The sequence below is a fragment of the Clostridium algoriphilum genome (assembly GCF_020443705.1).
GTDB lineage: Bacteria > Bacillota > Clostridia > Clostridiales > Clostridiaceae > Clostridium_AD > Clostridium_AD algoriphilum.
Window position 1 is genome coordinate 15,928 of sequence record NZ_JAIZZK010000022.1, and the last position, 20,157, is coordinate 36,084.

At 32.8% G+C, this 20,157-nt stretch carries 19 protein-coding genes and 2 riboswitches; all 19 genes read left to right on the plus strand.

What is annotated here, in order from left to right; all coding sequences use genetic code 11:
- Window positions 1-115: 115 nt before the first annotated feature.
- The 19 genes from LGK95_RS15045 (at window position 116) to LGK95_RS15135 (ending at window position 19,944) form a co-directional block, all read left to right on the plus strand.
- The gene (locus LGK95_RS15045; RefSeq protein WP_226125604.1) at window positions 116-1,597 is read left to right on the plus strand and encodes a nitrogenase component 1; all 1,482 of its coding nucleotides are present in this window, start codon (window positions 116-118) and stop codon (window positions 1,595-1,597) included.
- Entirely contained in the window at window positions 1,590-2,903 is a 1,314-nt protein-coding gene (locus LGK95_RS15050) for a nitrogenase component 1 (RefSeq protein ID WP_226125605.1), read from the plus strand. The genes LGK95_RS15045 and LGK95_RS15050 overlap by 8 nt, the downstream gene beginning before the upstream one ends.
- 93 nt (window positions 2,904-2,996) lie before the next feature.
- The gene (locus tag LGK95_RS15055) at window positions 2,997-4,523 is read left to right on the plus strand and encodes a nitrogenase component 1 (protein ID WP_226125606.1); all 1,527 of its coding nucleotides are present in this window, start codon (window positions 2,997-2,999) and stop codon (window positions 4,521-4,523) included.
- A gap of 372 nt (window positions 4,524-4,895) precedes the next feature.
- Entirely contained in the window at window positions 4,896-5,774 is an 879-nt protein-coding gene (gene nifH, locus LGK95_RS15060; RefSeq protein ID WP_226125607.1) for a nitrogenase iron protein, read from the plus strand.
- Between the two features lie 67 nt (window positions 5,775-5,841).
- Window positions 5,842-6,780 carry a cysteine synthase A gene (gene cysK / locus LGK95_RS15065; protein WP_226125608.1) on the plus strand — a complete coding sequence of 313 codons (939 nt, stop codon included), beginning with the start codon at window positions 5,842-5,844 and terminating at the stop codon, window positions 6,778-6,780.
- Complete coding sequence (locus LGK95_RS15070) at window positions 6,770-7,276, plus strand: pyridoxamine 5'-phosphate oxidase family protein (RefSeq protein ID WP_226125609.1); 507 nt, start codon at window positions 6,770-6,772, stop codon at window positions 7,274-7,276. Before cysK ends, LGK95_RS15070 begins: the two co-directional genes overlap by 11 nt.
- An 89-nt stretch (window positions 7,277-7,365) precedes the next feature.
- Window positions 7,366-7,800: a NifB/NifX family molybdenum-iron cluster-binding protein gene (locus LGK95_RS15075; RefSeq protein ID WP_226125610.1), complete on the plus strand. Its 435-nt coding sequence runs from the start codon at window positions 7,366-7,368 to the stop codon at window positions 7,798-7,800.
- Window positions 7,801-7,870: 70 nt separating this feature from the next.
- Window positions 7,871-8,128, plus strand: a complete 258-nt coding sequence (locus LGK95_RS22855) for a nitrogenase component 1 (RefSeq protein ID WP_404814462.1) — start codon at window positions 7,871-7,873, stop codon at window positions 8,126-8,128.
- A 34-nt stretch (window positions 8,129-8,162) separates the two neighbouring features.
- On the plus strand, window positions 8,163-9,230 hold the full coding sequence (locus tag LGK95_RS15085) for a methionine ABC transporter ATP-binding protein (RefSeq protein WP_226125611.1): 1,068 nt from the start codon (window positions 8,163-8,165) through the stop codon (window positions 9,228-9,230).
- A gap of 1 nt (window position 9,231) precedes the next feature.
- A complete protein-coding gene (locus LGK95_RS15090) occupies window positions 9,232-9,912 on the plus strand; it encodes a methionine ABC transporter permease (RefSeq protein ID WP_226125612.1) in 681 nt (226 codons plus the stop codon).
- Between the two features lie 147 nt (window positions 9,913-10,059).
- Window positions 10,060-10,947 (plus strand): MetQ/NlpA family ABC transporter substrate-binding protein, encoded by an 888-nt coding sequence (locus tag LGK95_RS15095; protein WP_226125613.1) that lies wholly within the window; start codon window positions 10,060-10,062, stop codon window positions 10,945-10,947.
- 18 nt (window positions 10,948-10,965) lie between these two features.
- Window positions 10,966-12,177 carry an amidohydrolase gene (locus LGK95_RS15100; protein WP_226125614.1) on the plus strand — a complete coding sequence of 404 codons (1,212 nt, stop codon included), beginning with the start codon at window positions 10,966-10,968 and terminating at the stop codon, window positions 12,175-12,177.
- Between the two features lie 14 nt (window positions 12,178-12,191).
- Window positions 12,192-13,238 (plus strand): iron-containing alcohol dehydrogenase family protein, encoded by a 1,047-nt coding sequence (locus LGK95_RS15105; protein WP_226125615.1) that lies wholly within the window; start codon window positions 12,192-12,194, stop codon window positions 13,236-13,238.
- A 163-nt stretch (window positions 13,239-13,401) separates the two neighbouring features.
- Window positions 13,402-14,577, plus strand: coding sequence for a pyridoxal phosphate-dependent aminotransferase (locus LGK95_RS15110; protein WP_226125650.1), 1,176 nt, complete (start codon window positions 13,402-13,404; stop codon window positions 14,575-14,577).
- Between the two features lie 163 nt (window positions 14,578-14,740).
- Window positions 14,741-15,859: a glucose-1-phosphate adenylyltransferase subunit GlgD gene (gene glgD / locus LGK95_RS15115; protein WP_226125616.1), complete on the plus strand. Its 1,119-nt coding sequence runs from the start codon at window positions 14,741-14,743 to the stop codon at window positions 15,857-15,859.
- A gap of 176 nt (window positions 15,860-16,035) precedes the next feature.
- Window positions 16,036-16,137, plus strand: a riboswitch (SAM riboswitch).
- Window positions 16,138-16,215: 78 nt separating this feature from the next.
- Entirely contained in the window at window positions 16,216-16,995 is a 780-nt protein-coding gene (locus LGK95_RS15120; RefSeq protein WP_226125617.1) for a methionine ABC transporter ATP-binding protein, read from the plus strand.
- Window positions 16,992-17,660, plus strand: coding sequence for a methionine ABC transporter permease (locus LGK95_RS15125; RefSeq protein WP_226125618.1), 669 nt, complete (start codon window positions 16,992-16,994; stop codon window positions 17,658-17,660). The genes LGK95_RS15120 and LGK95_RS15125 overlap by 4 nt, the downstream gene beginning before the upstream one ends.
- A gap of 19 nt (window positions 17,661-17,679) precedes the next feature.
- Window positions 17,680-18,504 carry a MetQ/NlpA family ABC transporter substrate-binding protein gene (locus LGK95_RS15130; RefSeq protein ID WP_226125619.1) on the plus strand — a complete coding sequence of 275 codons (825 nt, stop codon included), beginning with the start codon at window positions 17,680-17,682 and terminating at the stop codon, window positions 18,502-18,504.
- Between the two features lie 150 nt (window positions 18,505-18,654).
- Window positions 18,655-19,944 (plus strand): O-acetylhomoserine aminocarboxypropyltransferase/cysteine synthase family protein, encoded by a 1,290-nt coding sequence (locus LGK95_RS15135; RefSeq protein WP_226125651.1) that lies wholly within the window; start codon window positions 18,655-18,657, stop codon window positions 19,942-19,944.
- A gap of 25 nt (window positions 19,945-19,969) precedes the next feature.
- A riboswitch (SAM riboswitch) is annotated at window positions 19,970-20,080 on the plus strand.
- Window positions 20,081-20,157: the final 77 nt, after the last annotated feature.

The window sequence follows — 20,157 nt, forward strand, 5'->3', positions numbered from 1 at the left end:
TTATAAAATTAATGTTTAATGAATTTATATATGCTGACTAGAGAAACTAGAGGTCATATTTCACTAAGAGTGGATTATGATCTTTTTTAATTATAATTTTATTGGAGGTATGAATATGGCAATAAATCTTGATGTAGCGGAGGCTCAAACAAGGGAAAACCGGTTAGGTTCAATTACCGGTTATTGTGGAAGTTTAAAGGATGTAAGTAAGAGACTTGGATGTGGCAATTTATGTAACGGAGAAAGGTGTTTCAATCAAGGTACACTTTGCAATGCGGGTTGTGCTCAAGGTACAGTGTCCGGAATTATAGATGCGGTTCAAGTGAATCATGCACCTATTGGTTGTACAGCAGGAGCAATAGGTGGTAATAGTGTTTATAAAGCAATGATTAGAGAACAAGGAATAGATGAACGTAATATAGTCTTTGTAAGCACTAATATGAATGAGAAAGATACTATATTTGGAGCAACTCAAAAACTTAAGGATACTGTAATTAAAACATATGAGAGGTATAAGCCAAAAGCAATATTTGTTTCAACTTCGTGTGTTTCAGGAGTTATTGGAGAAGATATTACAAGTGCAGTTGATGAGCTTACAGAGGAATTACCTATTCCTGTAATTCCGGTATTTTGTGAAGGATTTAAAACTAAAATATGGGCATCTGGATTTGATGCCGCATTCCATGCAATACTTACTGGAATTGTTAAACCACCTGAGAAAAAAACAAATGTAATTAATTTTATAAACTTCTTTGGAAGTGAGAGAAAAAAAATAACTGAAATATTTGCAAACTTTGGTGTGGAGCCTTTGTTTATTCCTCGTGGTGTAACAGTTGAAAGGCTTTCAAAAATATCAGAATCATTAGCAACGGTTTCGATATGTGGTACTCTTGGAACTTATCTCGGAAATGGGCTTGAAGAACAATATGGAGTTCCTTATGTACGAACACTTCATCCACATGGAATAGCAGGATATGAAGATTGGATAAGAGGGCTAGGGAAAGCAATAGGAAAAGAGAAGGAAGTGGAGAAATATATCGCAAAGGAGCGCATAAAAATTGCTCCAGAGCTAGAGAAGGTAAAGAAAAAATTAAAAGGGATAAAAGCTGTTATTGGTATGGGACCAGGATTTACCTTGAATTATATTCGCGTGCTTGATGAGCTTGGTATTAAAGTGTTATGGGCATCAGCTTGGCATTTAGATCCTGAATATGATCATGGTAAAGAAGCAGCTGAATACAAGTATTTAAATGAAAACTTGGCAGAAGATGTACCATTTAGTGTTAGTGATCAGCAAAATTATGAGGTAATGAACATTCTTCACAACTTAAAACCTGATATATATTTATCTCGTCATCCTGGTACAACTGTTTGGGCTATGAAACAAGGAACAGCTTCAATATTCGTAGGGGATGAGTTTACTGCATTTGGGTATGATGGTCTTATAAATTTTGCATATCAAATCTTAGACGCAGTTACAAATAGAAGTCTTGCAAATAGTTTAAGAGATCACTCTAAATTACCATATACAGATTGGTGGTTAAAACAGCAACATTCATTATTTCTTAAAAGTGAGGGGGAAAAAACAAATGCCTGATATAATAGATCAACCAAGATATGTGTGCGCTCTAGGTGCATCACAAACGGTGCAAGTGATAGAACGTGCAGTGCCAATTCTTCATGCAGGGCCGGGTTGTGGGACAAAGCTTGCTGCAGCTCTTGCCACTTCAAATGGCGGACAATCTTCAGGATATATATCGCCTCAAATATATCCATCCACTAATATAAGTGAAAAAGAAGTTATATTCGGAGGGGAAGATAAACTAAGAGAAACAATAGAAAATTCACTTAAAGTATTAGATGCAGATTTTTTTGTGGTTTTAAGTGGGTGTGTTACAGAAATTGTAGGCGATGATGTACGAGAAGTAGTGAGTGGATTTAAAGGAAGTGAAAAACCTGTAATCTATGCTGAAACTGCAGGTTTTAAAGGGAATAATATTTTAGGACACGAACTTGTAGTTCAAGCAATTATTGACCAATACCTAAAGCCAGCACCTGTTATAGATAAATTAGTAAATATATGGGCTACAGTTCCGGTATATGATCCATTTTGGTATGGTAATTTAAAACAATTGGGAATATTACTATCTGAGATAGGATTAATACCAAATGTTATTTTCGGACCAGGAAATGGTGTAAAGGCTTTAGACAAAATACCGAGAGCTTCTTTTAATTTACTTGTATCACCTTGGGTTGGACTTAAAAATATTAAGTCCTTAGAAGAAAAGTTTGGAACGCCGTATTTGCATTATCCGGTACTTCCAATTGGACCATATGAAACAGGTAAATTCTTAAGAACTGTTGGAAAATTTGCTGGAGTTGATCTTAATTTAATTGAATCGGTTATTAAAAAGCATGAAGACGAATTTTATTATTTTATTGAACGTATAGCAGACATATTACTCGAGACTCGTGAAGTTGGAAGAAGGTTTGTAATAATTGCTGATAGTAATTACGCATTAGCAGCTTCAAGATTCCTTGTTAATGACATGGGTCTATTTCCATCCAAGCAGTATATTGTTGAAGATACTCCAGAGGAATATCAAGATTTAGTGAGAGAACAATTTAAAGATTATAAATATGGAATTAGTGCAGAGGTTGAATTTACAACTGATGGTGGTAAAATTCATGAAGAACTAAGGAATACTCATTTTCCTGGTAGACCAATAGTTTTAGGAAGTAATTGGGATAAAACAATTGCTAAAGAATTAAATGGCCACTATGTCGGAATATCAATGCCAGTAACTGAAAGATTGGTATTAGATCGTTCTTACGTGGGTTATCAAGGTGGATTAAGATTATTAGAAGATATATATTCAGTAGTTTTAGAGTATGCGATATAGTATAAATTAAGTAGAAGTAATTATGCATTTTAAACATTAAGAAAAAACAAATTAAATTTGGTTTGATTTTATTTGCGTAGGGGGAATGTAATTATGAAAATTAATCTTAATACCCCAGTTGTTGAAAATCGTGAACAGCGATTGGGAACCATAATTGCTTGGGATAATGGTAGTGCATCAGAGCTTTTAAAGGAATCATCTTCTATCTGCAATGGATGTGGAGCAAATAACGGAGAAAGATTATGCGAATCTAAGGGACCTTTTACTCAAGGAGTCTCATGCAGTGAGATGATGGTTGAAAATCAGGCAGGAAATGTTCGCGAAGCAGTACTGATACAACACTCACCTATTGGCTGTGGTGCTAGTCAAGTAGTTTACAACTCTAAATTTCGTAATGCCCTTGCAATGCGTAATTTGCCTGTTCAAAATATTAAAGTTATTTGTACTAATCTTCAAGAATCAGACATGGTATTTGGTGGAATTGCAAAACTAGAACAATCTATAAGGGACGCGTGGAACCGGCATAAGCCTAAGACTATTTTTATAGGAACATCTTGTGCTACTGGTATTATAGGTGATGATGTAGATAGCACCGCATCTAAACTAGAGAGAGAACTTAAGATTCCCGTTATTCCTATACATTGTGAAGGCTTTAAATCTAATCATTGGAGTACAGGGTTTGATGCCGTACAACATGGCATTTTGAGACAAATTGTTCGTAAGAATCCTAAGAAACAAAAAGATTTGGTAAATGTAATTAATTTATGGGGTAGTGACGTATTCACTCCAATGCTCTCGGAGTTAGGACTTAGGGTTAACTATGTTATTGACTTGGCTACTGTAGATCAGTTAGCACAAATGTCAGAAGCAGCAGCTACTGTAAGTTTCTGTCATACACTGTCTTCATACTTGGCAGCGGGACTTGAACAGGAATTCGGAGTTCCTGAAATTAAGTCCCCTCAACCCTATGGATTTGTTGGAACTGATGCTTGGCTTCGTGAACTGTCACGTGTAACTCATACTGAAGAAAAAGCAGAAATCTATATTGAAAAGGAACACGCAAGAATAGCTCCTCGCCTAAAAGAACTGAGAAAACTTCTTAAAGGTAAAAAGGGTTATGTTGCAACAGGATCCTCTTATGCACATGGATTAATTTCTGTACTTCGAGAATTGGGAGTTGAAGTAAATGGATCGCTTGTATTCCACCACGACCCGATTTATGATAGCCAAGATCCACTTTTAGATGCCCCAGATTCTCGTAAAAATTCTCTTGAATTTATGGTGAATGAATCTGGAGATGTAGCTAATTTTAGTGTAAGTAATCGTCAGCAATATCAGTTTTATGGATTGCTTAATAGAGTACATCCTGACTTTATACTTATTAGACATAATGGGCTTGCACCACTGGCATCACATATGGGAATACCCGCTGCTCCACTTGGCGATGAACATCATGCTTTAGGATATCAAGGAATTCTTAACTTAGGTGAAACCATTTTAAATATTTTGGCACATAGGAAGTTTCATTTAAATATTGCGGCTCATACAAAATTACCCTATAAACAATGGTGGTTAGATCAAAAAGATCCATTTATTCTTTCAAAAGAAAAAAATCAGTAAGTTATTTAAATTATCTGTAGGTATAGAAGACGCCAAGGACTTAATAGAAGATTTGGAGCAGGTATTTAGGTAAATTATGATGGTGAAAAAGATATAAATTTATTAAAGAAAGAGTTGACAATAAAAAAAAATGAGACTATAATTAAAAAATAACATATATCCGATATGAATACTAGGTTTTAATTATGTGCTCAAATTATGATTGAATATTTCATTATGATATGCTGACTAGAAAAACTAGAGGCTATATTCCACTACAGGTGGGGTATAGTCTCTTTTATTTATAAATTTATATGTGATTTTATAAATAAATAGAAAAAGAATGGATTATAAACTAGAAATACCAAATTTATTGAAATAGGAGTGATAAAAATGGCAAAGAAAATAAAACAAATAGCAATATACGGTAAGGGCGGTATTGGTAAGTCCACTACAACTTCAAATATTAGTGCAGCATTATCAAAACAAGGTTATAAGGTTTTACAATTTGGTTGTGACCCTAAAAGTGATTCTACAAATACCTTAAGAGGTGGGGATTATATTCCTACTGTACTAGATACCCTAAGAGAAAAAAATTCAGTAAAGACACAGGATGTATTATTTAGAGGCTTTAATGGAATATATTGTGTCGAAGCAGGTGGACCATCCCCAGGAGTTGGTTGTGCAGGAAGAGGAATTATAACTGCAGTTCAATTATTTAAACAGCAAAGAGTATTTGAAGAACTTGATTTAGACTATGTAATATATGATGTTTTGGGAGATGTTGTTTGCGGTGGGTTTGCGGTTCCAATAAGAGAAGGAATAGCCGAGCATGTATTTACAGTTTCATCATCAGATTTCATGTCAGTATATGCATCAAACAATCTATTCAAAGGAATCCAAAAATACTCAAAGTCAGGTGGAGCATTGCTTGGAGGTATTATAGCAAATTCAATTAATTCTCCTTATTCAAAAGATATAGTTGATGATTTTGCAAGAGTAACGAATACAAAAATAATGGAATATGTGCCAAGATCTATTACAGTAACTCAAAGTGAACTTCATGGCAAAACAACCATTGAGAATGCACCAAACTCAGAACAAGCTAAGATATATAACAGGCTTGCAACTAAAATTAATGAACATACAGAGTCAAAAACTCCATCACCACTTGGTGTTCAGGAATTAAGAGATTGGGCAGCCAAATGGGCAGATACATTGCTTGATTTAGAAAGTGGTGTAGTAAGGACTGAAGCTGCTGGAAACTTATAAGAAATACCTCGGAGATATAAGTATATAGAAAGTGAATATTTAAAATATATAAGAAGGGGGAGTTGTAATGTCAAAAGTAGCTAAAAAATTAACCGATTTAATAGGTAATACACCGCTTCTAGAACTTACAGATTATAATGTGGAAAAAGGGGTTCAAGGAAAAGTAATTGCAAAACTCGAATATTTTAATCCTGGTGGAAGTGTAAAAGATAGAATAGGTTATTCAATGATTGTGGACGCAGAAGAGAAAGGATTAATAAACAAGGATACTGTAATTATTGAACCTACTAGTGGTAATACAGGAATAGCTTTAGCATTTGTATCGGCTTCAAAGAAATATAAATTAATACTTACTATGCCTGACACAATGAGCATAGAAAGAAGAAATGTGCTTAAAGCTCTTGGTGCAGAATTAGTTTTAACTCCAGGAAAAGATGGTATGAAGGGAGCTATTATAAAAGCAGAAGAGCTTTCAGCTTTAACTAAAAACTCTTTTATACCGCAACAATTTGAAAATCTATCGAATCCAGAGACACATAGAAAGACCACAGCTGAAGAAATATGGAATGATACCGATGGGAAAGTAGATATTTTTGTAGCTGGGGTTGGTACAGGGGGTACAATTACGGGGGTTGGTGAAGGCTTAAAGAAAAAGAATCCAGCAATAAAAATTATAGCAGTTGAACCTTTTGATTCGCCAGTATTATCCGGTGGAGCGTCGGGACCACATAAGATTCAAGGTATTGGTGCTGGATTTGTTCCAAAAGTATATAATAAAGAAATAATTGATGAAATTTACAAAGTTAAGAATGAAGAAGCATTTAGGATAACTAGAGATTTAGCTAGAATTGAAGGATTGTTAGTTGGTATATCTTCAGGAGCAGCAACTTTTGCGGCTACTCAAATTGCAAAAAGAATAGAAAATAAAGATAAAATTATTGTGGTACTATTGCCGGATACTGGAGAAAGATATTTATCAACTGCAGTTTTTCAAGATGAAGAATGATGGTAATCAATTTAATAAAAAAATTATGAGAGGAGAAATTAAAATGAGTAATGTTATAGATGATGCTAAATGGTATATTGAAAGTTCACAACTAGGTATTTTAGCTACTACAGGGAAAAATAATATTCCCAAATTAAGAGTGATAAGGGGATTTGCGAACGACGGGATTAATCTTTATTTCGTCACCAATAAGGATACAGAGAAGGTTGAAAATATTAATGAAAATCCTAATGTTACACTTTTTTTTCAAAATGAGGGTCAAGATTTTGGGTCATTTACGAATCTTTCTGTAACTGGTATTGCGAAAGTTGTTAAGGATAAAGATGAGATTAATAAAGCAGTTGATGCTATAAGTGTACGTCACCCTAAATTAAAGAAAACTGCAGATGATAATCAACTCGATATTTCGGGGACATTAATTTATAAGATTGATGCAAAATCTGTTAAGTTTTTAGATCGTGAAAAGAGTAATGAAGCAGAAGTAGTAAATTTATAAAATTAATTTTATTAAGTGATTATTAAAAAGCAACCTTTTTTATTTAAAGATGGGTTGCTTTTTAATATACTAAATAGGAGGAATAATTTATGTCAATTAAAATAGCAGTAGGAAGTAGCGATGGTATATCTATAGATCAACATTTTGGTAGTGGTAGAATATTTTATATATTTGAGCTTTCGGATGAGGGTAATTATAAATTTATAGAAACAAGAGAAGTTCGGATTGGAGTTGAAGATTCCGTACTGATAGCATGTAGTGATAATGAAAATACAGGATGTAATAGTAGTTCAAATTCAGGTTGTGGTTCAGTTTGTAATTCTGGTGGACATGATGAACCTGGTTTATTTACAAAAATAAATTTGATTTCAGATTGCCATGTCGTTTTAATAAATCAAGTTGGTAAAGGTGCTGAAAAATTATTGCTTAAAAATGGGATAGGTACTTTTGAAGCTAAGGGCTCTATTGAAAAAGCGTTTTCAAAATTATATATTTATTATAAACGTACAAAGCAATTAATATAATTAAAAATTATTGGAAGCATTCCTGAAGAACTGGGATTAGAGGTTAACACATTTTTACTCGTCATTAGGTATTGATGATATTCGGAATTCTTCAGCAGCATCTCTTAATATTATCATTTCACCCTGGCTTTTAAAAAGTGCTGCAAAACAATATCAACAGAAATTTGATGTACCGTATTTAAGATGGCCAGGATTACCAATTGGTGCAAGTGATACCTCAGCATTTATTCGTACTATTGCTAAAGAACTAGGAATTGAAAAACGCGGTGAGAATACCTATAGGTATTTGGTAATTTTGGATTTTTTATATTACAAGGTTATTAAATAAACTAAGCACAATAATTTAATGGGGGTGCAATATTTTGATAGAATTGCAGAATATTAAAAAAACTTACAAAACTGAAAAAGGTAGATTTGAGGCTTTAAAGGGAATTTCATTAAATGTAGAAAAATCTGATATTTATGGAGTTATCGGTTTTAGTGGAGCTGGAAAGAGCACATTAATACGATGCATAAATCTTCTTGAGAGACCGGATAGCGGGAAGGTGTTTGTAAATGGTGAGGAATTAACTGCTCTTTCTGAAAATGAACTTAGAATAGCTCGTCAAAAAATCGGTATGATATTTCAGCAGTTCAATCTTTTAAGATCTAAAACCGTATTTCAAAATGTAGCCTTTCCTCTTCAACATTCAGGTTTAAATAAAAAGGATATTAAGGTAAAGGTAGATGGACTTTTAGAGTTAGTTGGACTAACAGAAAAGTCAGATTCCTATCCTTCTCAGCTTTCCGGCGGGCAAAAGCAAAGAATTGGTATTGCAAGAGCTTTGGCTAGAGACCCTCAAGTACTCCTTAGCGATGAAGCCACCTCAGCATTAGATCCGCAAACTACCCATTCCATCCTAGCTCTTTTGAATGATTTAAATAAGAAACTAGGTCTAACTATAGTATTAATTACTCATGAAATGGGAGTAATTAAGGAAATCTGTAATAAAGTTGCTGTAATCGAATCGGGAAAAATTGTAGAGCAAGGGGATTCTGTTGATATTTTTTCAAACCCCCAGCATCCAACAACTCAAAATTTTATTGCTAATGTATTTCAAACAGAAAAAATTAATGGGCTTCTACGGGATGAAAAAATTTCCACAATAATAAAAGATAATGGGATTATAGTTCGCATGTTATTTACCGGAACTTCTGCAAATAATGCTTATATCTCAGAGGTATCAAAAGAATTTAATATTGCTATAAATGTTATTTTTGGAAACATAGAGATAATTCAAAAATCACCAATTGGTAGTCTATTTTCGGTATTTAATGGCACTAGTGAAGATGTCACAGCTGCTATAAACTATCTGAAATCTGAAATGGTACAAATAACTGTGATAAATGAAAAGGCTATTATTACTAATACTGAAAGAGAGGCAATATAATATGGTGGAGTTATTAAATAACATAATGCCTAATGTTGTTGAACATTATGATGATTTAGTTCAAGCCACTGGTGAAACATTAATAATGGTTTTTATAGCAGGTATTATATCTTTAACTTTAGGTTCGATTTTGGGAATAGCCCTTGTAGTTACTGATGAAGGACAGCTTTATGAAAATAAAATTATTAACAATATACTTGGAAAGATAATAAATACTATAAGGTCGATACCTTTTGTTATTCTTCTCGCACTACTTGTTACTTTCACTAAATTTATAGTAGGAACCTCAATAGGAATTAAGGGAGCAATTGTACCAATGATTGTAGGTATAACACCATTTATATCAAGACTGATTGAACAAGCAATTATAGAAGTAGATAAAGGTGTTATTGAGGCTGCTTTAGCAATGGGTCTTAAAAAACATGTAATTATTACTTCAGTACTGCTTAAAGAAGCAATGCCTGGGATTATCCGTGCCCTTATAATATGCATAATAAATTTGATTGGACTTTCTGCAATGGCTGGAACTGTTGGAGGAGGCGGTCTAGGAGATTTTGCTATTCGTTATGGCTATGCAAGATATATGATAGATATAACGTTAGTTACGGTACTAATACTTTTAATATTGGTTAATATGGTTCAAGGAATAGGCAACATAGTTGCAAAAAGAATTACACACTAAACAGATGGTCTTTTATTTTGTTTCATAGAAAGATATTCACATATCTTCTTGAATATAATCTTCAGAAATATAGCTTTTAGTAGTAAGTTTTTCTACCGAAAATAAATAATCAACTGATTATAAAAATATCATATAGGGGGAAATATCATGAAAAAGAGAAAATTATCATTAAGCAAAATTGTGACATTAATAGCCACTGTAGGTTTGTTTTCAAGTATTGCTGTTGGGTGCAGCAATAAAACAAACACAGCAGGTGTTAAACCAGTAACTGAGGTTAAAGTTGGAACGACTTCAGACGTACCTACAGTATGGAAAGCTGTTGAAAAGAAGCTTGCTGGTGATAACATAAAAATTAAAATAGTGAATTTCGCAAACGGAGCAAATCCAAATCAAGCTTTGGCAGATGGAGATATTGATCTTAATGCTTTCCAGCATTATGCGTATTTAAATAAGAATAAAGCAGATTTAAAGCTAGATATCACTGCAATCGGAGATACTATTGTATACCCATTAGATTTATTTTCTAAGACAGTAAAAAATGTAGCTGATTTTAAGAATGGTGCAAAAATCGCATTGCCTAACGATGAAACAAATGAGGGTAGGGCACTTAATGTGCTTCAAAGTGCTGGAATTATAAAGCTTAAGGATGGCGCCGGATTAAACCCAATTCTTAAGGATATAACTTCAAATCCCAAAAACATTAAATTTGTAGAACTTGTGGGTGGACAAATTCCACGTTCATTAGGTGATGTTGATGCAGCAATAATCAATTGTGGTTATGCTATAGATTCAGGACTTGACTTAGATAAAGACGTACTATTCAAGGACAAAATTGATATAACAGATCCAAATAAGAAACCATATATAAATGTTATAGTTGCTAGAACTAAAGATAAGGACAAAGAAGTATATAAGAAAATTGTTGATGCATACCATTCCGATGAAGTAGCGAAAGCAATCACGCAACAATTTAAGGGAGCTGCAATTCCTGCTTGGGATAAAAAATATTCAGATGCATTGAATGTTACAAAATGAAGGGTGGGCTAAGAAACTATGTTTGATAAAGGTAGCGTTAATGAGGTGCTAAAAAATGCCTATAGTTTAAATGGAGATACTATTGAACTTAGGCGATGGTTTCACCAGCATCCAGAGTCTAGTTTAAAGGAATATAGTACTAGCAAAAAAATAAAAGAAGAGTTAAAGAAGCTTGGCATCGAATATAATTCTGTTGGAGAAACTGGAATTGTGGGTGTAATAAAAGGTGGAGGAAATGGATTTGTTATAGGGCTTAGGGCTGATATTGATGCTCTTGAGATTCAAGAGCAAAATCAAGTTAACTATAAATCTTTGAATGAGGGATTAATGCATGCTTGTGGTCATGATGGACATATATCATCGTTGATAACTGCAGCAAGGATACTTCAAAATGAAAAAGAACATCTGTTAGGTACTGTAAAACTGATATTTCAGTCAGCCGAGGAAATCGGATATGGTGCGGATTTAATAATTAAAAGTGGTTTAGTTAGTGATGTAAAGGCCTTTTTTGGGCTTCATGTTACGCCTAGGATTAAAACAGGACAAGTTTCTTTGGTAAGTGGCATTATTATGGCAGGCGCCAATAATCTGAAAATAGAACTTAATGGTAAAAGTGGACATGGTGCGCAGCCTAATCAAGGTATTGATGCTATTTTTGCTGGTAGTGCTATCATCCAATCCCTTCAGCAGATTGTTTCCAGAGAATGTGATCCTGTGGAACCAATTGTTATTACGGTTGGGACTTTTAATGCAGGAACAAGAGCTAATATTATAGCAAATAAAGCATTTTTAAATGGGACTGTAAGGGTAGTAACAGAAGAATCAAGAAAAAATGTTTCAAAAGCAGTAAAACGAGTAGTTAAAGATATAGCAGCAGCTTTCAGAATAAAGGCAAAAGTTGAGTGCGAGTATGCAACCCCAATAGTGATTAATGACACTTCCCTTTACCATGTTGCGGTTTCTGCTACAAAGGAAATACTTTCTGAAGAGGCGATAGTTCACTTGCCAGTGGAAATGGTAACAGATGATTTTGCTGTATTTAGCACTGTGGCACCAGCTTTTTATGCAAAGGTAGGAGTGGCGGCAGCAGGGAGTGAAAAACCAGCATATCCTCTTCATCATGAAAATTTTAATCTAGATGAAAATAGCTTGGCCATATGTTCAGCGCTATTTGTGGAATTTACTCATCAATACTTTTCTTCTTCAATACCAGGTGGCACAACAATATAGTGGAAGTACAACCTGTGATTTGTCATAAAAAAAGCGATACATTTGAAATGAAAGGTGGTATTAAGATGAGTGTAATAAATGTTCCAAGGTATTATGAAAACAAAATTGGGATCATAAAAGAAGCAGGGGAACAGATAAAGAAAATAGGGAAAAATGCATTTGTTATAGGAGGAAATACTGCAATTAGTATTGTGGAAAAAGATTTATATAGTAGTCTTAGAAAAAACAATATAGATTACGAAGTGGAAATATTTAGTGGTTATCCAACACAAAAAAGCATTGATGAGCTATCAAATATAATATTTATTAACAAGAATGACGTTATTATAGGTATTGGAGGAGGACGAGTACTTGATTTAGTAAAAGCTATTGGGGACAAAGTCAATCTACCTGTTGTAACAATACCAACAATTCCAGCAACTTGTGCTGCTTGGTCAGCATTATCTGTAATTTATAAAGAAAATGGAGAACAAGATACATATATTAATTTGAAAAATTCACCTGAACTAATATTAGCAGATAAAGAAATTTTAGCAAAAGCGCCAATAAGATATATTAATTCAGGTGTTGCGGATACTATTGTAAAGTGGTATGAGATTGTACCAGATTTAAATGATAATAAAAATGATTTTTGTCTTAGACTTCAATTAAAAGTATGCGAACTTGCTGATGAATTTTTAAGGGAAGATTATATAAACTCATTTAGAAAAGGAGAATTATTTAAAAATCCATATTTAATTAATAATGCCATAGATTCTATTATTATGCTAGCTGGTTTAGCAGGTAGCATAAAAGGAAGTATACCCTATGGTGGATTAGCCCATCAATTTTATAACAATTCAACTAAAGTTCATGAAACTAATTCATTGCTTCATGGAGAAAAAGTTATTTTTGGATTATTAGTACAGCTTGAATTAGAAAAGAAGAGTGAGGATGAAATAAGTGGATATATAGAATGGATGCAAGCATTAAATTTACCCACAACATTAAAGGAGCTAGGAATTGACTCAGAAAGTATCTTTAAAGTTAGTAAAATTGCTAAAGGAATAATAGATGTATAGGAGATTATAAAGGGTTAGATTATAAGCTAAATGAAAATCAGGTTATTGCAGCAATATTTCAGGTGGATACGATAAGTAGAAACAAAGGAAGGTTAATTAACCAAGTTTAATTAACCTAGTTTAATAAAAAAATAAAAAATATTTTTATAAGGAGATGAGTATCATTCCTAATTTAAGCAGTAAGGTAGATAGATTTTCTGCATCAATGATAAGACAAATGACCATTTTATCAAATAAGTATAATGCTATAAATTTATCACAAGGTTTTCCAGAATTTGATCCTCCAAAAGAGTTAATCACAGCCCTAGAAAAAGCAGCTAAAGATGGTCCACATCAATACTCTCTATCAGCAGGTGCAGATAATTTTAAAGAGGCCATTGCAAAGAAGCAATCTTTAAATCTAGGGATAACTATTAATCCAAAGACGGAGGTTCTTGTAACATGTGGATCTACAGAAGCAATGATAAGTGTAATGCTTACAGTTTTTAACCCAGGTGATAAAGTAATAATCTTTTCTCCATATTATACAAATTATTTAGCTGATTCAATATTAGCAGAAGCAGATCCAATATTTGTTCAGTTAAAAGCTCCACAATTTAATTTTGATGAAGTAGAATTAGAAAAGGCTTTTAAGCAAAAGCCTAAAGCCTTAATACTCTGTAACCCATCAAATCCTTCAGGAAAGGTGTTTACAAGGGAAGAACTTTTAACTATAGGAAGATTAGCTGAAAAATATGATGCTTTTGTAATAACAGATGAGGTTTATGAGCATATAGTTTACAAACCATTTAAGCAAACCTATTTTGCGTCTTTGCCGGGAATGTATGAACGTACTATTTCATGTAGTTCTCTTTCAAAAACTTATTCTATAACAGGATGGCGATTAGGATATGTGATTGCATCACAAAATATTATTGAAAATGTAAGAAAGGTACATGATTCCTTAACTGTAGCGGCTGCATCACCATTGCAAGAAGCTGCAATTACTGGACTTAGTTTTAAAGAGGACTATTATAATAAGTTAATAGAAATATATGAAGAAAAGAGAAATTTTTTCTTAAATGGCCTTGATGAAATAGGATTAAAGCATACTAAGCCACAAGGAACGTATTTCGTACTTGTTGATATATCCGAATTTGGATATAGAAGTGATGTTGATTTTTGTGAATTCCTAGCAAAGGAATATGGGGTTGCAGCAGTGCCAGGTTCAAGTTTTTTTAATGAAGATGTTAACAATTGGATTAGATTACATTTTGCCAAGAACAAACAAACCTTGGAAGAAGCCTTAAGGAGATTACGTAGATTAAAAAATGATTATCCTATAAAAGGGAGAAAATAAATTCTTATTCTGCTGTGAGGGTTTTAAACGATAACTAAACAGTACTATAAGAAGTAATTCTTATAGTTACAATAAAAAGGATATTATTGTTATGGAATATAGAAAAGAAATTAAAGTTGCTTCAAATATATAAACTAAATTATAAAATTAATGAGGTGATGGGATGCTTAAAAATTACATAGGGTTATTAATGTTAAATGATCAAGAAGATGATATTAAAAGTCTAACAAAAACTAGGCCTATAGCATCTATACCTATAGGAGGAAGATATAGAATTATTGATTTTGTGCTTTCAAATATGGTTAATTCAGGGATTCACACTATAGGTGTATTCACTAATGCAAAATCTCGTTCCTTAGTGAATCACCTGGGTTCAGGAAAATCATGGGATTTGCATAGAAAAATAAATGGACTGTTTATATTCAATTTTACTCCGGATAGATCATATTTAAGGGATATAGATGCATTAAGTGATAATATGGAATTTCTTTATAGGGCAAAGCAAGAGTATGTAATAGTATCTTCGTATTATATGGTATGTAACATGGATTATAATGAGGCTGCTAAATATCATCAAGAATCCGCTAGTGATATAACATTATTGTACAAAAAAACAAATAAAGGGAAGAAACATTATCAAAATTGTAGTACTTTATATATTAATGAAGAAAATAAAGTCTTGAGTATTGGAAAAAACACAGGAAAAGACGACAAGCTAAATATTTCAATGGAAATGTTTATAATGAAGAAAAGCACTCTCATAACTATTGTAAATAAATGCATTCAAATAGGATATCATAATTCAATAAAGGCAGCTATATATAATTATATTTCAAAACTTGATGTAAATGCATATGAATTTAAAGGATATCTACAATGTATAGATTCTATAAAAAATTATTACAGAACCAGTATGGATATGCTAAATCCTAAAATAATAAAGGAGTTATTTTCAAGTAATGGATTAATCTATACAAAAAGTAAAGATGAGGCTCCCACTAAGTATTTTAATGGAGCAAAAGTTAATAATGCTTTAATTTCTAATGGATGTATTTTAAAAGGAGAAATAGAGAAAAGTGTAATTTCAAGATGGGTGACTGTGGATGCAGGTGCAGTAATTAAGAATTGCATAGTATTTCAAAATTGTGAAATTAAAAAAGGATGTAAACTTACTAATGTAATAGTTGATAAAAATAATATTATAAATGAAAATACAGTATTGGTGGGGAATGATGAGTTCCCGGTTGTTATAGAAAAAAATCTCGACTATAAGTATTTATAATATATAAAATAAATTGCTTGACATTATCCTAAAATAGTATTATCCTAATAACAACATATGATAAACATATATGAATACTAGGTATTAAGTTTTATATTTACTTATTAGTAAATGTAAAACAATTAAATTTTTTAATTAATGGTTAATATATGTTAAAATTTAAAACTTAATAAAACTTCTTATCAAGAGTGGTGGAGGGACTGGCCCTATGAAACCCGGCAACCTAAATTTAATTTATAGGTGCTAATTCCAGTAGGTTTAAACCTTGAAGATGGGAAGCTAATAGTCAGGAAAATATCCTTCTATAGCTAGCCTATAGGAGGATTTATTTTGTTTGAAGGGGGTGAGACGGAGAAATGATCAGGATTAACAATTTGAGTAAAACATTCAATACACCTTATGGAAACATTGAAGTTCTTAAGGATATAGATCTTGAAATAGAGAAGGGGGATATATTTGGGATCATAGGATTTAGTGGAGCTGGAAAATCTACTTTAGTAAGATGTATAAACCGCCTTGAGGAACCAGATTCTGGTAAGATATTTATAGGAGATAAGGAAATTACATCATTAGGTAAAAAGGAACTAAGGGTGGCAAGGAAAAAAATTGGAATGATATTTCAACAATTTAATTTATTTGACTCAAGAACTGTGTTTGAGAATATTTCATTTTCATTAGAAGTAGCAGGATATAAAAAAGGAGAAATTAAAGAAAGGGTAAATGAATTACTAGACCTTGTTGAATTAAAAGAAAAAACGAATGCATATCCACTACAACTTAGTGGCGGTCAGAAACAAAGAGTAGGAATTGCAAGGGCATTAGCAAATAATCCTGACGTGCTTTTAAGTGATGAGGCAACTTCAGCACTTGACCCACAGACTACTTTCTCTATTTTAGAACTATTAAATAAAATAAATAAAAAATTAAATTTAACTATAGTACTTATAACCCATGAACTGGATGTTCTTAGATACAGTTCAAATAATATGGCGGTATTAGAACATGGAACAATTGTAGAAAGAGGTGCGACTGAAAGTTTATTTCTTAATCCTAAGAGTGATACTGCTAAAAAATTTATAAGTATAACAAACAACTTACAAAAGGGAAAAGAATGGTCTGGAGGTGATATTATATGAGCAATGATTTAGTTGATCTACTTTCAACAGCTACATTAGAAACACTTTATATGGTTGGTCTTGTGACTTTAATAGGATTACTTATTGGATTTCCATTGGGGGTTGTATTAGTAGTTAGTGACAAAGGGAATATTATATCTTTTCCAAAACTTAATAGAGTACTTGGAACAATAATAAATGTGGTTCGATCTATACCAGAAATTATATTAATTATTATTTTATTACCATTAGCAAGATTCATTGTTGGAACAACACTTGGTACTAATGCAGCTATAGTATCTCTATCTATTGGTTCAGCACCATTTTTGGCGAGGATAATTGAAAATTCTTTAAAAGAGGTGGCTCACGGTAAGATAGAAGCAGCCCAGGCAGTTGGTGCAAGTCCTTTTCAAATTATAGTTAAGGTTCTTATACCAGAGGCCCTTCCATCTTTAGTAAGAGGCATAACCATAGGAATTATATCGATTGTAGGTTTCACCGCAATCGCCGGGGCAATAGGTGCGGGAGGACTTGGTAGTACTGCAGTTAGATTTGGATATCAAAGATTTAGAACAGATATACTAATAGCTACAGTGATAGTTTTAGTAGTATTAGTTCAATTGCTTCAGTTTACAGGAGATTATATCGCAAAATTAATAAATAAAAAAAGATACAAATTTGAATAATTATTAGGGGGCATTTTAAATGAATAAAAAGTTAATAACATTAATTTTAGGGACAATATTAATTGTAGGAGGGGTTTCAGGTTGCGGTACTAAAAAGGCTGAAACAAAATCATCTGAGAACAAAGAGGTAACGCTAACGGTTGGAGCTGCATTAGTTCCACATGCAGACATATTAAATTTTGCAAAACCTTTACTTAAAGCAAAAGGAATAAATCTTGTAGTAAAAACTTTAGATGATGAAGCTCAATTAAACCCAGCATTAGATGAAAAACAGATAGATGCTAATTATTTTCAGCATGTGCCATATCTTGATTCAGTAGTAAAAGAAAAAGGTTATAAATTTAAAAATGTAGGAAAGGTTCATGTAGAACCAATAGGGTTCTATTCGCAAAAGATTAAATCTATAGATCAAATAAAAGTTGGTGCTAAAATAGGTATTCCCAATAATCCATCTAATGAGTATAGAGCACTTGCGCTTCTTGAATCAAAGGGAATTATACAGCTTAAATCCGGAATCGCAAACTATAGTGCAACACCTAAAGATTTAGTTAAAAATCCTAAAAAAATAAAATTTAAAGAGGTTGATGCAGCTCAACTTCCAAGATCGCTTCCTGATCTTGATGGTGCAGTAATTAATACAAATATTATTTTAGATGCTAAAATGGATCCGAAATCTGCAATATTTAGAGAAGATGCAAATTCACCATATGCTAATATAATTGTTGTAAGACAGGGTGATGAGAACAGGGCGGAAATTAAAAAGTTAGTGGAAGTATTGCATTCTGCAGATATTAAAAAGTTCATACAGGATAAATATGGAGTTGCAGTTGTACCAGCATTTTAATAAACAGATAAATTATAGTTTATGATGAAGTGAAACTTGAGAGGTGTATATTGCTACATTTTAATACCTCTTTCAGCAATTTGAAATGAAGAGGTACTTTTTAGCATATAAAATATAAAATTCTAAAATAATTTATAAAAGGGAGAGATTATTATGAGCGAGAGAAAATTAAGTTTTGAAACATTACAGGTACATGCAGGACAGGTACCAGATCCTACTACAGGAGCAAGAGCAGTTCCAATTTATCAAACTTCATCTTTTGTGTTTGATAATGCAGACCATGCAGCAAATTTATTCCAATTAAAAGAACCAGGAAATGTCTATGCTAGAATAATGAACCCAACTACAGATGTCTTTGAAAAAAGAGTAGCTGAGCTCGAGGGGGGAGTGGCTGGGCTTGCTACATCATCAGGAATAGCTGCAACTTTCTATGCAATACTTAATGTAGCAAATTCAGGTGATGAAATAGTAGCAGCAAGTACACTATATGGTGGTACTTATGAATTGTTTAATGTTACACTTAGAAAACTTGGAATAAACGTAATATTTGTTGACCCAGATGATCCTGAAAATTTCAGAAAAGCCATCACAGACAAAACAAAGGCACTTTACGGTGAAACACTAGGGAATCCAAAAATAAATGTTTTAGATATAGAAGCAGTAGCCAATATTGCACACGCAAACAATATACCACTTATTATTGACAATACCTTTGCAACTCCTTATTTATCACGACCATTTGAGTTTGGTGCAGATGTAATTATTCATTCAGCAACAAAGTTTATCGGAGGACATGGAACAACTATTGGGGGAATTATAGTAGATGGTGGTAAATTTGATTGGAGGGCAAGTGGCAAATTTCCTGATTTTACAACTCCAGACAAAAGCTATAATGGACTCATATATGCTGATTTAGGTGCTCCAGCATTTGCTTTAAAAGCTAGAGTTCAACTTTTAAGAAACACAGGAGCAACACTTAGTCCTCAGAGTGCATTTTTATTTCTTCAAGGACTTGAATCATTGTCATTAAGGGTTGAGAGACATGTTTCAAATGCTAAAAAAGTTGTTGAGTTTTTGAGTAAACATCCACAAGTTGCATGGGTAAGTTATCCTGAACTTGAAGGAAGTAAATATAAGGAATTAGCGAAGAAATACCTACCTAAGGGAGCGGGATCAATATTCACATTTGGAATAAAAGGTGGACTTGAGGCGGGGAAGAAATTTATTAATAGTGTAGAGTTATTCTCGCTACTTGCAAATGTTGCAGATGCAAAATCACTAGTAATTCATCCATCGAGTACAACTCATGCAGAACTTAATGCTGAGCAGCAGAAAGCTGCTGGAGTTACACCAGATTTAATAAGACTTTCCATTGGTGTTGAAGGTATTGATGACATTATATACGACTTAAAGCAAGCACTTGATAAGACAATTCAATAAAAATAATTTATTTATTACTAAATATAACTTATACAGAGTGTCAGAGGGACTCGACTAATGATGCCCGACAACCAGTACTTGTAACAGAATATAATGGTGTCAATTCCATCAGATTATAAAATCTGAAAGATAAGGATGTTAGCAAATTATAGTATATATTTTTATTGTATACTATAATTAATCTTGCTGCTTTCCTTATGGGAGAGCAGCTTT

What these genes read in the sequence shown, in the direction of transcription:
- LGK95_RS15045 (WP_226125604.1), top strand. Translation starts at nt 116, where the DNA reads ATGGCAATAAATCTTGATGTAGCGGAGGCTCAAACAAGGGAAAACCGG.
- LGK95_RS15050 (WP_226125605.1), top strand. Translation starts at nt 1,590, where the DNA reads ATGCCTGATATAATAGATCAACCAAGATATGTGTGCGCTCTAGGTGCA.
- LGK95_RS15055 (WP_226125606.1), top strand. Translation starts at nt 2,997, where the DNA reads ATGAAAATTAATCTTAATACCCCAGTTGTTGAAAATCGTGAACAGCGA.
- nifH (WP_226125607.1), top strand. Translation starts at nt 4,896, where the DNA reads ATGGCAAAGAAAATAAAACAAATAGCAATATACGGTAAGGGCGGTATT.
- cysK (WP_226125608.1), top strand. Translation starts at nt 5,842, where the DNA reads ATGTCAAAAGTAGCTAAAAAATTAACCGATTTAATAGGTAATACACCG.
- LGK95_RS15070 (WP_226125609.1), top strand. Translation starts at nt 6,770, where the DNA reads ATGAAGAATGATGGTAATCAATTTAATAAAAAAATTATGAGAGGAGAA.
- LGK95_RS15075 (WP_226125610.1), top strand. Translation starts at nt 7,366, where the DNA reads ATGTCAATTAAAATAGCAGTAGGAAGTAGCGATGGTATATCTATAGAT.
- LGK95_RS15090 (WP_226125612.1), top strand. Translation starts at nt 9,232, where the DNA reads ATGGTGGAGTTATTAAATAACATAATGCCTAATGTTGTTGAACATTAT.
- LGK95_RS15095 (WP_226125613.1), top strand. Translation starts at nt 10,060, where the DNA reads ATGAAAAAGAGAAAATTATCATTAAGCAAAATTGTGACATTAATAGCC.
- LGK95_RS15100 (WP_226125614.1), top strand. Translation starts at nt 10,966, where the DNA reads ATGTTTGATAAAGGTAGCGTTAATGAGGTGCTAAAAAATGCCTATAGT.
- glgD (WP_226125616.1), top strand. Translation starts at nt 14,741, where the DNA reads ATGCTTAAAAATTACATAGGGTTATTAATGTTAAATGATCAAGAAGAT.
- LGK95_RS15120 (WP_226125617.1), top strand. Translation starts at nt 16,216, where the DNA reads ATGATCAGGATTAACAATTTGAGTAAAACATTCAATACACCTTATGGA.
- LGK95_RS15125 (WP_226125618.1), top strand. Translation starts at nt 16,992, where the DNA reads ATGAGCAATGATTTAGTTGATCTACTTTCAACAGCTACATTAGAAACA.
- LGK95_RS15130 (WP_226125619.1), top strand. Translation starts at nt 17,680, where the DNA reads ATGAATAAAAAGTTAATAACATTAATTTTAGGGACAATATTAATTGTA.